Origin of the sequence: Selenomonas sputigena, from assembly GCF_026015965.1 — a bacterium.
Classification (GTDB): Bacteria; Bacillota; Negativicutes; order Selenomonadales; family Selenomonadaceae; genus Selenomonas.
Map to the genome: position 1 here is coordinate 2,499,972 of NZ_CP110383.1, position 13,430 is coordinate 2,513,401.

11 protein-coding genes are annotated in these 13,430 nt (G+C 57.6%); 7 read left to right on the top strand and 4 right to left on the bottom strand.

Going from position 1 to position 13,430, the window contains the following annotated elements:
• The first annotated feature begins 7 nt into the window (after nt 1–7).
• The 3 genes from OL236_RS12490 to OL236_RS11935 all read left to right on the top strand — a co-directional run bounded on the left by OL236_RS12490 (nt 8) and on the right by OL236_RS11935 (nt 3,041).
• Entirely contained in the window at nt 8–850 is an 843-nt protein-coding gene (locus OL236_RS12490; protein WP_320109800.1) for a methyl-accepting chemotaxis protein, read from the top strand.
• A gap of 239 nt (nt 851–1,089) precedes the next feature.
• Nucleotides 1,090–2,004 (top strand): GGDEF domain-containing protein, encoded by a 915-nt coding sequence (locus OL236_RS11930; protein ID WP_265070780.1) that lies wholly within the window; start codon nt 1,090–1,092, stop codon nt 2,002–2,004.
• A 410-nt stretch (nt 2,005–2,414) separates the two neighbouring features.
• A complete protein-coding gene (locus OL236_RS11935; RefSeq protein ID WP_009644875.1) occupies nt 2,415–3,041 on the top strand; it encodes a DedA family protein in 627 nt (208 codons plus the stop codon).
• Nucleotides 3,042–3,365: 324 nt separating this feature from the next.
• On the opposite strand, the gene OL236_RS11940 is transcribed toward OL236_RS11935, so the two are convergent.
• Nucleotides 3,366–4,328 carry an AEC family transporter gene (locus OL236_RS11940; protein WP_265070781.1) on the bottom strand — a complete coding sequence of 321 codons (963 nt, stop codon included), beginning with the start codon at nt 4,326–4,328 and terminating at the stop codon, nt 3,366–3,368.
• Between the two features lie 122 nt (nt 4,329–4,450).
• On the opposite strand from OL236_RS11940, the gene OL236_RS11945 reads away from it, so the two are divergent.
• The gene (locus tag OL236_RS11945; protein ID WP_413777377.1) at nt 4,451–5,428 is read left to right on the top strand and encodes a type I phosphomannose isomerase catalytic subunit; all 978 of its coding nucleotides are present in this window, start codon (nt 4,451–4,453) and stop codon (nt 5,426–5,428) included.
• Between the two features lie 55 nt (nt 5,429–5,483).
• On the opposite strand, the gene OL236_RS11950 is transcribed toward OL236_RS11945, so the two are convergent.
• Nucleotides 5,484–6,590, bottom strand: coding sequence for a DUF2939 domain-containing protein (locus OL236_RS11950; RefSeq protein WP_265070782.1), 1,107 nt, complete (start codon nt 6,588–6,590; stop codon nt 5,484–5,486).
• Nucleotides 6,591–6,650: 60 nt separating this feature from the next.
• Between OL236_RS11950 and OL236_RS11955 the strand changes: the two genes are divergently transcribed.
• Together OL236_RS11955 and OL236_RS11960 are read left to right on the top strand one after the other, a co-directional pair.
• Complete coding sequence (locus OL236_RS11955; RefSeq protein WP_265070783.1) at nt 6,651–7,100, top strand: metal-dependent hydrolase; 450 nt, start codon at nt 6,651–6,653, stop codon at nt 7,098–7,100.
• 115 nt (nt 7,101–7,215) lie between these two features.
• A complete protein-coding gene (locus OL236_RS11960; RefSeq protein WP_265070784.1) occupies nt 7,216–9,108 on the top strand; it encodes a fructose-1,6-bisphosphatase in 1,893 nt (630 codons plus the stop codon).
• 109 nt (nt 9,109–9,217) lie between these two features.
• On the opposite strand, the gene OL236_RS11965 is transcribed toward OL236_RS11960, so the two are convergent.
• Nucleotides 9,218–11,467, bottom strand: coding sequence for an adenosylcobalamin-dependent ribonucleoside-diphosphate reductase (locus tag OL236_RS11965; RefSeq protein ID WP_265070785.1), 2,250 nt, complete (start codon nt 11,465–11,467; stop codon nt 9,218–9,220).
• A gap of 349 nt (nt 11,468–11,816) precedes the next feature.
• Here OL236_RS11965 and OL236_RS11970 point away from each other — a divergent pair, with 349 nt between their 5' ends.
• Nucleotides 11,817–12,146, top strand: coding sequence for a YnfA family protein (locus OL236_RS11970; RefSeq protein ID WP_265070786.1), 330 nt, complete (start codon nt 11,817–11,819; stop codon nt 12,144–12,146).
• Nucleotides 12,147–12,356: 210 nt separating this feature from the next.
• Here OL236_RS11970 and OL236_RS11975 read toward each other — a convergent pair whose 3' ends face one another.
• Nucleotides 12,357–13,100 carry a DUF4198 domain-containing protein gene (locus OL236_RS11975; RefSeq protein ID WP_264919861.1) on the bottom strand — a complete coding sequence of 248 codons (744 nt, stop codon included), beginning with the start codon at nt 13,098–13,100 and terminating at the stop codon, nt 12,357–12,359.
• Between the last annotated feature and the right edge of the window lie 330 nt (nt 13,101–13,430).

Below are 13,430 nucleotides of genomic sequence, written 5' to 3' on the forward strand. Positions count from 1 at the left end.
TATTTCCATGGTTTACCCCGATACGATCAAGACGGATCAAGATATTTTGGATGCGTTCATCGCCGTCGCCCCTTATTTGGATCATGTCGTCCGCCAAGATATTGCTGTTGGTATAACGGATAAGGAGACGACATTGGCATTGATACCGAATGCCAAGCTGGAGTTCTCGCCTGCGGCCGGCACGCCCATTTCGCCCAATACGAGGCACGTCATCGATACGGGGCGTGACTATACAGGCTTGATTGATGAGAAGGTTTACGGACCCGGTGTCCGCAGCATGATCACGCCGATTTATGGCGTGAACGGCGACATTATCGGCACGCTTGTGACGGCGATGGATGTTGCGCAGGACATCAAGCTCGCCCATGCGGTCGACGAGGTCACGAAGTCGACGGAGACGGTTTACCATGCTGTCGAGCAGGTCGCGGAGAGTGCGAGCGAACTGGCGAAGTCGGGACAGGAGGCTGTGCAGCAGGCGGCCGACCTCAAAGAGCGCAATGCCGAGACGATCAAGGTCATCGAGTTCATCAATAACATCGCGCAGCAGACGAACCTCCTGGGCCTCAACGCTGCTATCGAAGCGGCGCGCGCGGGCGAGCAGGGCAGAGGCTTCGCCGTTGTTGCAGAGGAAGTCCGCAAACTCGCGGAGCAGTCGCGCGAGGCGACGGAGAAGATTCAAGCGACGCTCGCGGAGATGAACAAGGCGGTCGAGGCGATCTCGAAGACGATTGAGACGACGGGGGCAATCAGCCAGGAACAGGCGGCTTCGACCGAGGAGATCACGGCGAACCTCTCGCGCGTTACGAATGCGGCAGAGGACCTGGGCACCTTTGTCGTGCGTACGGATTGAAAAGAATAAAGGGATGGAAAGAGGGGCTGTGCGCCCCTCTTTTTTCGTCGGCGAGATTGCGCACGGCTTGGTGGAGCTAGGGAAATTTTGAATTATTTTCATTTTTTTCTGGATTTTTTTGCGTTCTCGCGCTATACTATAAGTTAGAATAACTTCGCCATTTTGTGGGGATATTGTATGGGGAGTTATGGGGGAGAGGCATTGGTAGTTATGCTTGTCTATCTTGGGGAGGTTATATTATGGAAAGATATAAGACTCCGGTAGCAGGTTACGAGAATCAATGCGTAGAGCTGTTATTGGAAAAACTGGGTGTGGTCACGTTTGACTACGACATTGAGCACGATGTGCTTCTTTTGGCGAAAGCGCGCGACGGTATGACGGAGAAGCGCTTTGAGGGGTTCTGCCGCACCCTTTGCACCGAAAACCGCGGCATGATTCATCCTGATTCGGTCGAGCGGCTTGTGGCGCTTTTCCGTGGGCAGACGACGGGTGTGCGCGAGGTCTTGCTCGACATGGCAGAAGTGCCGCAGGGGCGCTATTCGTGGTACGAGGTCGCCGTGAAGCTCCTGCGTGACGAGACGGGACGCGTGCAGCGCACGATCGGCATCCTCTGGGACATCGAGTCGAGCATGGGCAAGATGGAGCAGAGTTTTGCGCATTTCCGCTCGGAGCGCGATTCGGTCACGGGCATTTTGAACGGTGCAGGATTGGAGAAAGCGGTGCAGACGTACCTTGCAGGTCATGGCCGCGACGAGAGCAACGCTCTGATGGCCATTTCCTTCGACAATATCTGCCAGCTCGCAGAGCAGCGCGGCAAGCATTGGGCGGATCAGCTTCTCGTGCGGATATGCAAGGCGGTCGGCAGTTTCTTCCGTGCGGGAGACGTGCTTGCGCATCTGGGCGATGGCCAGTTCGCCGTCTTTGTCAAGGATATGGAGCGCACGGAGGTCATGGATATGAAGGCACGGGCAATCCGCACGCTGTTCGGCGGCGAGAATACGCAGTTCGGCGGCTATGGCCTAGAGTGCCGCATCGCCGTTTCTTACTATCCAGAGGACGGCGCGTCTTTCCATGAGCTTTTGAAAACGGCGGAAAAGAGGCAGTCACTCGATCGCGGAGATAAGGCGGCTGCAAAGGTGCTGACGATGGCTTGAAACGTATAGGAAGCAGGAAAAGCCGCCTGGCGGGGAAGAGAAGTTTCGCCGGGCGGCTTTTTATGTTATAATACGAGAGGTGCTACTATGACGGTAGGCGGTCAATCTTAGCCCCGGAGAGGGGCGTTGCTTATGACGATAAACGATTTGATTGCGTTGCTCTTGGTGACGCTTTTTATTCTCGTCGTTCTGAAAGCATAAGAAATCCCGCCTCCGGCTTCCAATCGTAGGCGGGTTTCTTACCTCAATTACTGTTGGGGCTGACCGTTTACCAGTAGCACCCTTGCTATATTTATTATAATGCATGATGCAACATACGTCAATCGCCAGCAGAAATGCTATAGCATTTCTGCTGGCGGTAGTGTATAATGAAGCTGTATGATTGTTTCTCTTGAGGAAGGGCAGGGCGTATGGAGCAGTTCACGCAGACATTTTTGGAGTTCATTGATGCCTGGGGTTATGCGGCGGTCGCCGTCTTGATGGCCTTGGAGAATGCCTGTATACCGATTCCGAGCGAGCTGATCCTCGGATTTTCGGGCTATCTGATCTTCGCTGACCGCATGGGTTTCGTCGGGGCGCTGGTTGCCGGCATGATCGGCGGCATGGCGGGGTCGATCTTCGCCTATCTCGTCGGGCGCTACGGCGGACGTTCCTTCGTCGACAAGTACGGCAAGTATTTCTTTGTGAAGAAGTCGCACGTCGATATTGCACAGCGCTGGTTTGACAAGTATGGCGTCAAGGCGGTGTTCTTCAGCCGCATGCTTCCCGTCGTGCGCACGTTCATTTCGCTTCCGGCGGGCTTCGCGCATGTGGATATGAAGAAGTTTCTCCTCTATACGTTCCTCGGCTCTCTGCCGTGGACGGCGCTGATCCTCGGCGTCGGCATGGCGCTTGGCGAGAGCTGGCAGATCATGCTCAAGGTCGGACATGAGGTGAGCATCGCCTTCGTCGTTGTAAGCTGCATCATCGTCGCCGGTCTCTACTGGCGCTATCGCCGCAACCGTCAGCAGAAGGCAAAGGAAGCGCTGATAAAATGAAGGCGCCCAGATTTGCACAGATGCGCTGGTTCTATAGCGGTCAACGTCAGCCAATCATGCGACGCGCTTCGCGCTTGCATTCTTGGGACGTTTTCGCATACGAGCCGTTGCCCAATCGCCTGCGTCCTTCGGACTTGGCTCTTGGACGGCTCAGCAAGGAGACAAACCGCAGGCGTAGCGGTGCTACGCCGAGGCTTTGTCGACGACGAGAGGACAGCGCAGATGTGTGAAGATGGGTGGCTGAATTTATCAGTGTTTCCTTAATATGGACGTGGAGTGATCCACGTCCATTTTTTAGGAAGCGCTGCATGTATCGCTTCTGCCTCAGAAGCTGCCGCCGTGCGTCACGTAGAGGAAGAAGAGCGGGTAGAAGAGCAAGAGGTAGATGACGGTCGTGACGAGGAAGCTCGCGACGGTGAGGTCTACGTTGAGCTTGTAGAGCCGCGCGGTCAAGACGGCGTTGATCGCCGTCGGCGCGGCAGCGATGAGGAGCACGCTGCCGATGAGCACGGAGTCCGCAAAGAGCAGGCGGCAGAGTCCGAAGAAGATCAGCGGCGTGAGGAGGAAGCGCAGGGGGATGAGGTCGGCGGTCTTTTTGATGTAGGGAAGCGCGCGCGAAAAGTCGACGAGACAGCCGACGGGGAAGAGCGCTGTCCAGGCGCCGATATGCACGAGCGCTTGAAACGCTGTGCCGAGCACGGCAGGGCGCTCGACGCCGAAGACGTTGAGTGCGAGTCCTGCGATGAGACCGAGCACGGGCACCTGGTTCGGCGTGAGAAAGAGTTCCCTAAGCGACAGGTGGACGCGAGCCCCCTCTTTCGCCCCTTGCGCACGGAACATCGCGGCGAGCGGGAAGCAGATGAGCACGAGGAGGCCGACCTGGAATGATGAGACGATCTGCACATAGGCGAACCCCGCTTCGTCGTAGAGGATGAAGGCGGAGAGCCCCGCGATCGTGCCGATGTTCGTAAGCATGGCGCTCATGTAGTAGGCGCCGCGCGAAAGGGCATCCTTGTGGCGGCGCGCGAAGGTCAAATAGGCGATGGAGCCGGGCACGAGCATGAAGAGCGCACTGAAGAGCGGCAGCCAAAGGAGGCTTCTCGACAGCGGCATGACCCAGAAGCTCAAGACGGCGAGCAGCGTCGCCATGACGATGATGTTGAAGCGAATGAGGGCATTGCATAGCGCGTCGGAGATACGGCCTCGCTGATAGGCGATGTAGCCCGCGAGAAGGGGCGCGGCGAGGTCGCTGAATACGTAAAGGATGCGGAAGAGTTTTTCGTCCATGAGAGGCCTCTTTTGCTGGATTCGGTCAGCAGGGCAAGGGTTTGCTGCTGACTCGTGAAGATCTCATTATCGTGCATGTATCGTAACATGCGCACGGCAGGAATACAAGCCCGGGAGAAAGGATGGATCGAATGATATACCCGATGAAGCTTCGAGCGCCGCTCAAGGACTACCTCTGGGGCGGCACGCGCCTCAAGACGGAGTACGGTAAGGAGACATCTCTCGCGAAGGTCGCGGAGAGCTGGGAACTTGCGTGCCACAAGGAGGATCAGAGCGTCATCGAGAACGGCGCGGACGCGGGTCTGACGCTGGAAGCGTACATCGCGCGCGAAGGGGCGCACGCTGCGCTCGGCTCGCATGGTTCGCGCTATCCGTATTTCCCGCTTTTGATTAAGCTCATCGACGCGCACAACGATCTCTCGGTGCAGGTGCATCCAGACGACAGTTACGCCTTCGAGCACGAGGGCGAGTACGGAAAGATGGAGATGTGGTACATTCTCGACGCCGAACCTGGAGCGGAGATCATCTACGGCTTCAAGGAAGAGATCTCGCGTGAAGAGTGCCGTCGCCACATCGAGGAGAACACGCTCTTGGACGTCGTGCGGCGCATCAAGGTGAAGGCGGGCGACGCCATCGTGATTCCGGCGGGCACACTCCATGCCATCGGGCGCGGCATCTTCCTTGCGGAGATTCAGCAGAATTCCGATACGACGTACCGCGTCTACGACTATGCGCGGTGCGGCGCGGACGGCAGGCTGCGCGACCTGCACATCGACAAGGCGCTCGACGTGCTCTCGTTCGCGCCGCCGGCGTATGACGTGAACCGTGGTGAGAAGTTCTCCATTTTCGCCGAGCATGAGATGACGGTCGTCGCACGAACCGAATTTTTCACAGTCTATCACTTCGCCCTCAAGGGTCGCTGCCACCTGCAGGCGGGACGCACGAGCTTCCAGTCCGTCGTCGCGCTCGGAGGCCCTATGGAGCTTTCGTGGTCGGGCGGCGAGGAGATCTTGGAGAAGGGCGACTCGTACTTCATACCGGCAAGCTTCGGCGACTACACGATGCGCGGCGAGGGGGCGTTCCTGCTGACGGAGGTCTAGCGAAAATGCGCCCCGAAGAGGAAGTTCTTCGGGGCGCATTCTCGTATTTCTGGAGTCACGGCATTTCGGGCGGTTGGCTGCAAAGCGCCGTGTGGTGCAGGATGTCTTCGAGGCGCATCTCGATGTCGAGCGCTTCCTTGTGTACGGTTTCCGCCGTGTCGAACTCCGCAAAGTCGTCCGTTTCGAGCGCGTTGACGAAGTGCTCCCAAGCCGTGATGGAAAGCTCGGTGGATTCTGCGCGCAGCTGGCTCAAATAGCGTGCGCCGGGCGGCACGGAGAGTGCCGAGAGCTTTTGCTGGCGCTCCTTGAGGGTCGGGATGATGTCCGTCCGGATGAGTTTCTTCAGACCGTCTTTCTGCGCACTGGAGAGAAGTCCCGTGCCGTCCCATGGCATGTCGGTCAGCACATGGAAACGCTGCTGCTCCTTGGCGAAGCGCTTGTTGTACTGCTCGACGATGGGCGCCGACGCTTCGAGGTACGAGGCGACGTCCTTTTCGAGGAGCGGCGTCAGGCGGTCGAGGCAGTCGCGGTAGTTCTTGATGTAGGAGACCTGCCAATGACCGTCGCCCGCCTGCTCCATGGCGAGGAGCAGCGTGAGTTCTGTTCCCGTCAATTCGTCCTTCGCCTTGACGTGCGCCGTTGCCGTCGCGCCGTCGCGGTCGATGGAGTCGAGCCCGACGATGGTGATGTTCTTCAAGAGGCTGCGCTCGAAGAGGTTCTCGAAGTCGATGCGCAGCTGGCGTCCCTGCAGGAGGCCGCCGGGCTTCTGCCATTCGCCCGTCTCGATGCGACCTGTGAGCGTCGTGCGCATCCCCGCCGTGACCTGTGGCTTGATGAGTTGGTAGAAACGCACGGCTTCCGTGCGCTCGTCGTTCGTTAGGGAAGTGTCGGCAGCGAAGAGACTGCGCGTGAGATCGTCATAGATTTTGCCCATGCTCAGGCTGACGTTGACGTAGCGCTCGAATTTTTCGGCATCGTGCTTCTCCGCCGCTTCTTGAATCTCGGCAAGCGCGTATTCGGGGCTTCTCGCGTGGATGAAGAAGTACCAGAGCACGGAGCCGACGGCAAGCGCGAAGAAGACGATGACGAGCATCGTGAGCGTGCGATTGTATGAGCTGATCTTTCGGGCGCGCAGATGCAGCCGCCAAGTATAATCGTCCATAGAAATTCTCCTTATCGTCCTATTATAGCATATATGTCAACGAAAGCAGGAGGTGCGGGCATGAAATGGGTCAGCCATGAGGTTGTGACGGGCATGGCGGTCTATACGCTGACCGGCAGTCTCGTGCCGACGGCATGCGCCATGGCGGGCGCGGTGCTTCCCGATTGGATCGAGGGCAAGGGCGGCGGCGTGCGCCTGCCGTGGGCGGGACTCCTCTCCCATCGCGGCTGGTCGCACTGGCCGCTCCTCTACATCCTCGGCTTTCTCGCTCTGGGCGCTGTCGGCGAGGAACTGGGTGAGGACGCGCGCTCTCTCATTCTCGCGGGGCGTTTCATCCTCCTCGGCGCACTCTTTCATATCGCCGAGGATGCGCTTTGCGGCAAGGTGCCGCTCCTTCATCCGAAGAAGAAGGTCGGCGTGCGCCTCTTCCGTGTCGGCTCGTTCGGCGAGTACGCCTTTGCGCTTGTCCTCGTCCTTTTCTTTTATGGAATCGGACGATTGGTTTTATGAATTTATATTTATAGGAGAAATTTATTTTTGCACCGCCGCAGGCAAGAAGGAAAGCGCCTTGCTTGCGGGGAAGTCTATAAGCATAGGAGAAGAGGTCACATTGGAGGGGATCACGATGGAACAGGGCACGCAGAAGAAGAACAAGCTCTTGGGGCTTCTCGCCGAGAAGTACCCGACGCTGGAATCCGTCTACGAAAGGCTCATCTCCCTGCAGGCGCAGCTCGGTCTGCCCAAGGGCATTGAGCATTTCATGAGCGATCTGCACGGCGAGTACGAGTCGTTCTTCCACATCTTGAACAACTGCTCGGGCGTCATTCGCGAGAAGGTCGAATACGTCTTTGCTGACCGCATGACGGATGAAGAGAAGGCGGAGTTCTGCACGCTCATCTACTACCCGAAGGAAAAGATCGAGCGCATGCACGCCGAGCGCAAGGACACGCCCGCCTGGTATCGTGAGAACCTCGCGCGGCTCTTGGAGCTGTCGAAGCTCATGAGCTACAAGTACCCGGCGGCGAAGGTGCGCGGCTTCATCCCCAAGCGCTATGAGTCCGTCATCGTCGAGCTTCTTTACACGCGCCCCGAGGAGGACACGGCGCAGGCGCAGTACCATCGCCGCCTCCTCGCGACCATCGTGCAGATCGACAGCGGCGCAGGCTTCATCGAAGCGTTCTGCGTGCTCGTCAAGCGTCTCGCCGTCGATCATCTGCACATCGTCGGCGACTTCTTCGACCGCGGCAGCCGTCCCGACGCGATTCTCAACATGATCCTCGACTACCACGATATCGACATCGAGTGGGGCAACCACGACGTCATGTGGATGGGCGCGGCAGCGGGCAGCGAGGTCTGCATCGCGGGCGTCGTGAGAAACAGCTTGCGCTACCACAACACCGACGTCTTAGAGCGCGGCTACGGCATCAGCCTGCGTCCCCTATCGCTCTTTTCGACGCGCATCTATCCCGATTCCAATGCCATTCGCGCCTCGGAGAAGGCGATCACGATGATCATGCTGAAGCTCGAAGGCCAGCTCATCGCAAGGAATCCCGACTTCGAGATGGAGAGTCGCCGTCTCCTCGACAAGATCAACTACAACTCCTCCTACGTCATGCTCGGCGATCGCCGCTACGAGCTGGAGAGCGCCTACTTCCCGACGATCGACCCGAAAGATCCGTTCGCGCTCTCGGAGGAGGAGGAGCGCATCATCGCCGACCTCAAATCGTACTTCACGGAGAGCGAGATGCTGCAAAGGCACGTCGACTTCCTCTACAAGAAGGGAAGTCTCTACAAGTGCTGCAACGGCAACCTTCTTTATCACGGCTGCGTTCCCGTCAACGAGGACGGCTCGCTTCGCGACGTCATCTTCGACGGCAAGGCTTACAAGGGACGCGCCTACTTCGATTACGCTGACCGCCGCGCGCGCCGCGCCTACCTCTTCCGTGCGCAGGAAGATCTCGATTTCATGTGGTTCTTGTGGTGCGGCAGGACGTCGCCATGCTCGGGACGCGAGGTCAAGACCTTCGAGCGCTCGCTCCTAGAGGACGAGAGTACATGGAAGGAGCCGGCCGATCCCTACTACCGCCTGCTGGACGACGAGGATTTCTGCCGCTCCATCCTTGCAGAATTCGGCCTGCCCGAGAGCGGGCACATCATCAACGGCCATGTGCCCGTCAAGGTCAAGAAGGGCGAGACGCCCGTCAAGGCGCACGGCAAGGCCATCATCATCGACGGCGGCTTCTGCCAGGCGTACCACAAGAAAACGGGCATTTCAGGCTTCACGCTCATCTCCAACTCGCGCGGCTTCCGCCTCCTCATGCACCAGCAGGTCGCCGACGTGCGCCAGGCGCTGAAGGAGAACAAGGACATCGAATCCGTCTCCGAGACGGTCGAACTGCAGACGAAGCTCACGACGCTCGGCGACACGGACGAGGGCAAGGACATCCAGGAGGAGATCGCCGACCTCTACAACTTGCTCATCGCCTATCAGAACGGCGTGATCGAGCCGAAGGCATAGAAGTAAAAGCCCGCTCCTTCCCCTGCATGTATGGGGAAAGGGCGGGCTTTTTATGTCGCCTTTGCTTTGGCGCGGCATCACAGCGAGGTGTTGTTCTTGTTCAGAGGTCTTATTCACATTTCGACCAGCCGCAATAGGTGCAGGTCACGCAGTTGCCTTCGGGGCGCAGAGTGTGGCGCTTGCATTCGGGGCATTCTTTGTTGATTGCCTTGTCGTCGCTCTTGTCCTTGTATTTCGCCGTCTCGTCCTTTTGGCATTCGTTGTAGATTTCGGCGAGAGCCGTGCCGATGGCGCTGCCGCACGAGAGCGAGATGTCCTTGCGTCCGCTGCGGATCAGGGCTTGGCAGGCGGAGCAGCGGCTGACGGTCAGCTGTTTGATGATGTCCTTGACGCGCACGCCCGAGCGCAGTGCGAGAGAGGTCAGGCGCGTGATGGTCGCGATGTTCGACTGGCAGCCGCCCGAGGTGTTCGTGAACAGCTCGAAGACGTCGCCGTCGGAGGTCTTGTTGACCGTGATGTACATCTTGTCGACGCACGACGTATGGCGAAGGAGCGTCACGCCTTCGAGCCGCGCGATGTTGTCGCGGCGGCGCGGGCGCACGGTGTCGTAGGCGATCTCCTGCTCGGCGGCTTCTTTGACGCCGAGGATGTTGCCGCGTTTGCAGCCGTCGCGGAAGACCGTGATGCCCTTGCAGCGCGATTTCCATGCTGCGAGGTAGATGTTCTTGATGTCGGCGGGCGTCGCCGCATGCTTCAAGTTCACCGTTGAGGAGATGGAGTTGTCGACGTACTTCTGCATGGCCGCCTGCAGTTCGACGCGGTGCAGGTAGGGGACGTCGTGACTTTCGATGACCCACGGGAAACGCTTCTTGATGTCCTCGTTCGTGAGATCGTGCGGCAGCTTGTGATAGTCGAGCAGATCGCTGACGGAGTGTGCGTAGACGCGGAAGGAGCCGCTTCCTTCCTCCATCTTGTGTGTTGTGCGCTCGTAGCTGATCTGATAGAGAGGCTCGCAGCCGCCCGAGAATACGCCCATGAGGAGCGAGATCGTGCCCGTCGGTGCGATGGAAAGAAGCGTGCCGTTTCTAAGGCCGTACTCTTTGATCTCGGCGTAGACCTCGGGCGCTTCCTCGGCGAGACGTTGGATGAGCGGCGATTTCTTCGTCTTTTCCCAGTCGTATTTGCCGAAGGCGCCCTTTTCCTTGGCGAGGGCGGCGGAAGTGCGTGCGGCTTCCGTGAACATATTGCGCAGCACGCCTTGGATGAAGTCGCAGCTCTCGCGGCTGCCGTAGGCGAGCTTCATGGCGACGAAAGCGTCGGCGACGCCGAAGAGCCCGAGTCCGACGCTGCGCCAATCGCGGATGCATTGACGGTTCTCTTCCAAAGGCTGCGTGTCGAAGCCGTAGTCGAGCACTTCGTCGAGCGCACGCACGGCCGTCTGGACGGCGGCGCGGAACTCCTCTTCTGCAAGATGCGGCGCATCGCCGAACTTGTCCTCAATGAAGGAATAGAGGTTGAGGCTCATGAGGTTGCATGAGTTGTAGGCGTTGCCGCCGAACTCGCCACAGGGGTTCGTGACTTCGATCTTGTATTCGTCGTAGCCCGAGAGCAGTGTGTAGTCGTTGAGCCTGTCCTTGAAGAGTGCGCCGGGGTCGCCCCAATCCCACTGCGTCTGACAGTATTCATCGAAGAATTCGGCGGCGCGGATCGTCCGGCGGATCTTTTCGCCCGTCGCCTCGACGTCGAAGGTCAGCTCGTATTCGGTATCATCGACGACGGCCTGCATGAAGGCGTCGGAGAAGAGGATCGAGAGGTTCATCGAGGCGAGTTTCTCATTCTCTTGCTTCATGTGCAGGAATTCGTAGATGTCGGGGTGCTCCGAGTCGAGTGCGACGAGCATCGCGCCGCGTCTGCCGTTCTGGCTGATGACTTCGCCCGTTGTGTTGAAGATCTTGAGGAAGGATACGGCTCCCGTCGAGCTGCGCGCGACGTTGTTCACGCGGCTGTCCTTGGGGCGCAGGCCGCTGATGTTCACGCCGATGCCGCCGCCGTAGGAGAAGATCTTGGCAATCTGCTGGTTGACGGTGAAGATGGACTCGATGTCGTCCGTCGGCGACGGCATGATGTAGCAGTTCGACAGGCTGCTCTTGAACTTTCCTTTTGCGCCCGCCGCATAGAGCGTGCGCCCCGCAGGTGAGAGTGCTCCATCTTCAAGGTAGGAGCGCATTTTTTCGCGCACCTCGGGCGAGAAGATGCCCGCTACGCGCTCGATGAATTCGTGCGGCTCTGTCTCTCCCGCATGATAATATTTTGCCTGCAGGATGCTCCTGCCGATTTCCGTGTCAAACCACTTTTCCAATGATGTGCCTCCTACAATATGTGTTCGTTTCAAAACGCTAGTGTCTATTATAGGATAAAGAGTATCTGTTGGCAAATGAAAAATGTCGGATTTTCGTCTGAAAAACTAGATATTGTTGTTTTGAGGAAAGATTACGGGCATATCTTGATGATTTTCTGCCATTTCTTGTGAGGGTATGAATGGGGAATGCCGACATTCCGTCCGCTGCAAAGGGAAGCGTCGGGCAGGGAAAAGGAGTCGGCAGGGAGAATCCTTTCCCTAGGGAAGCGCTGATAAATTCAGCCACCCATCTTCACACATCCGGGCGACCTCATTCTATCAGTGATTCCCTGGAATAGGAGGCAAAATCATGCTTGTGTTGAAATCTCTTGCGTATTTCCTTCTGGCTGGATTGTTCGAGATCGGCGGCGGTTATCTGATCTGGCAGTGGCTGCGAAACGGCGCGAGTCTTTGGTATGCTTTTTTCGGCGCGGTCATCCTGATCCTTTACGGCATCGTGCCGACGCTGCAGCCCGAGGGCAGTTTCGGGCGCGTCTACGCCGCTTATGGCGGCGTCTTTATCGTATTGTCACTCCTATGGGGCTGGCGCGTCGACGGCATCGCGCCTGACCGCTTCGACATCATCGGCAGCGCCATCGCGCTCGTGGGCGTCGCTGTCATCATGTACGCGCCGCGCTGAAGCGACAGGTCAATCAACAGAAAGGAACAGCGGCCTGCGCTTTCGGCTTGACTTCTCGGACTTTCGCGCTAAAAAAGCCCGCCCTTTTCCGTGCGATCAAAATTCTTACTCAAACATGCTTCGTCTGAGTAAGAATTTTGACGGGCATTCAAGAAAATGGGCGGGCTTTCGCTTATGAAATCCCGTATTCGTGCCTATGGCTGTGCCGGATCAGTCGTCTTCCGGCGGATAAATCATGAAGCTCAGACTGCTGAAGATCTTGTCGCGTGTCGCTTTGCCGTCGGACTGCGGATAATCCTCTGCGAGTTCGAGACCGATGACATTGATGCTGCCGTTGGCGACGAGAACATTGGCTTTGCCGTCCTTGTCTGTAGTCATTGTCACGGTGTGGTGATTGACGACGTCGGGGATGATTTCAGCGTTTGGCAGCGGCTGGCCGTTGTGCAGTACCTGTACGGGCAGATAATCGCCGACATTGAGCTTGGTGGGATCTTTCAGGGGAACGATCTGGTACGGCAGATCCGGCAAGGGAGCCACCTTGTCGACGCCTTTAAGATAATTGACGCTGTATTTGATGGCATGCGTGCCTATGGTCGAGCCGGGAACTTGATCCATTGGCTTGTTGACGTATTTGCCGTCCGGCCCTTTCGACCAATAGCCGTAGTCAAAATAGACGACAGCGACGGAAACGTTTTGAGACGGATTGATCGTGATGTGATTGCCGCCGTCAATGATTTCGAGAGGAACCCGCGTATAGGTTTTATCGAAGCCGACAAGCATCGTGACATCCTTTGGGTCATAAGCATTGTCTTTGTAACCTTCGCCGAGGACGAGCTGGGTCTGATCCAGACGCGGTGCGAACCAGACGCCATGAGCAGAGGCGGGGACGGCAGTGGCGAGCATAGCAGCGCCGACAAGGGCGGAAAGGATTTTGGTCTTTTTCAAAAGGAACACCTCTTCATGATGATAGAAATTAACGAACGGCGGTATGGATTCTTTGCAGAATGAAAGCATAAATAATATATATGTTTTCATTCTTAAAACACATGAATATCTTAGCACCGGTATAGGTGAATTGTCAATTTAAGAAGGAAGTGAAATGGGCGAAAATCCTCTAATACGAGCGTGCGCGGAAGGGCGGCGGGGTTGAATGGGGCATTTTCTTCAGGATGACAGAAGAAGAGGGGGCGCTTGTCAATAAGGGAAAAGTGCGGCGCAAGACGTTCTTTCCTATATGGAAATATAAGAAGGGCAGTCTCTCGACGGAGGTCGAGAGGGACTGCC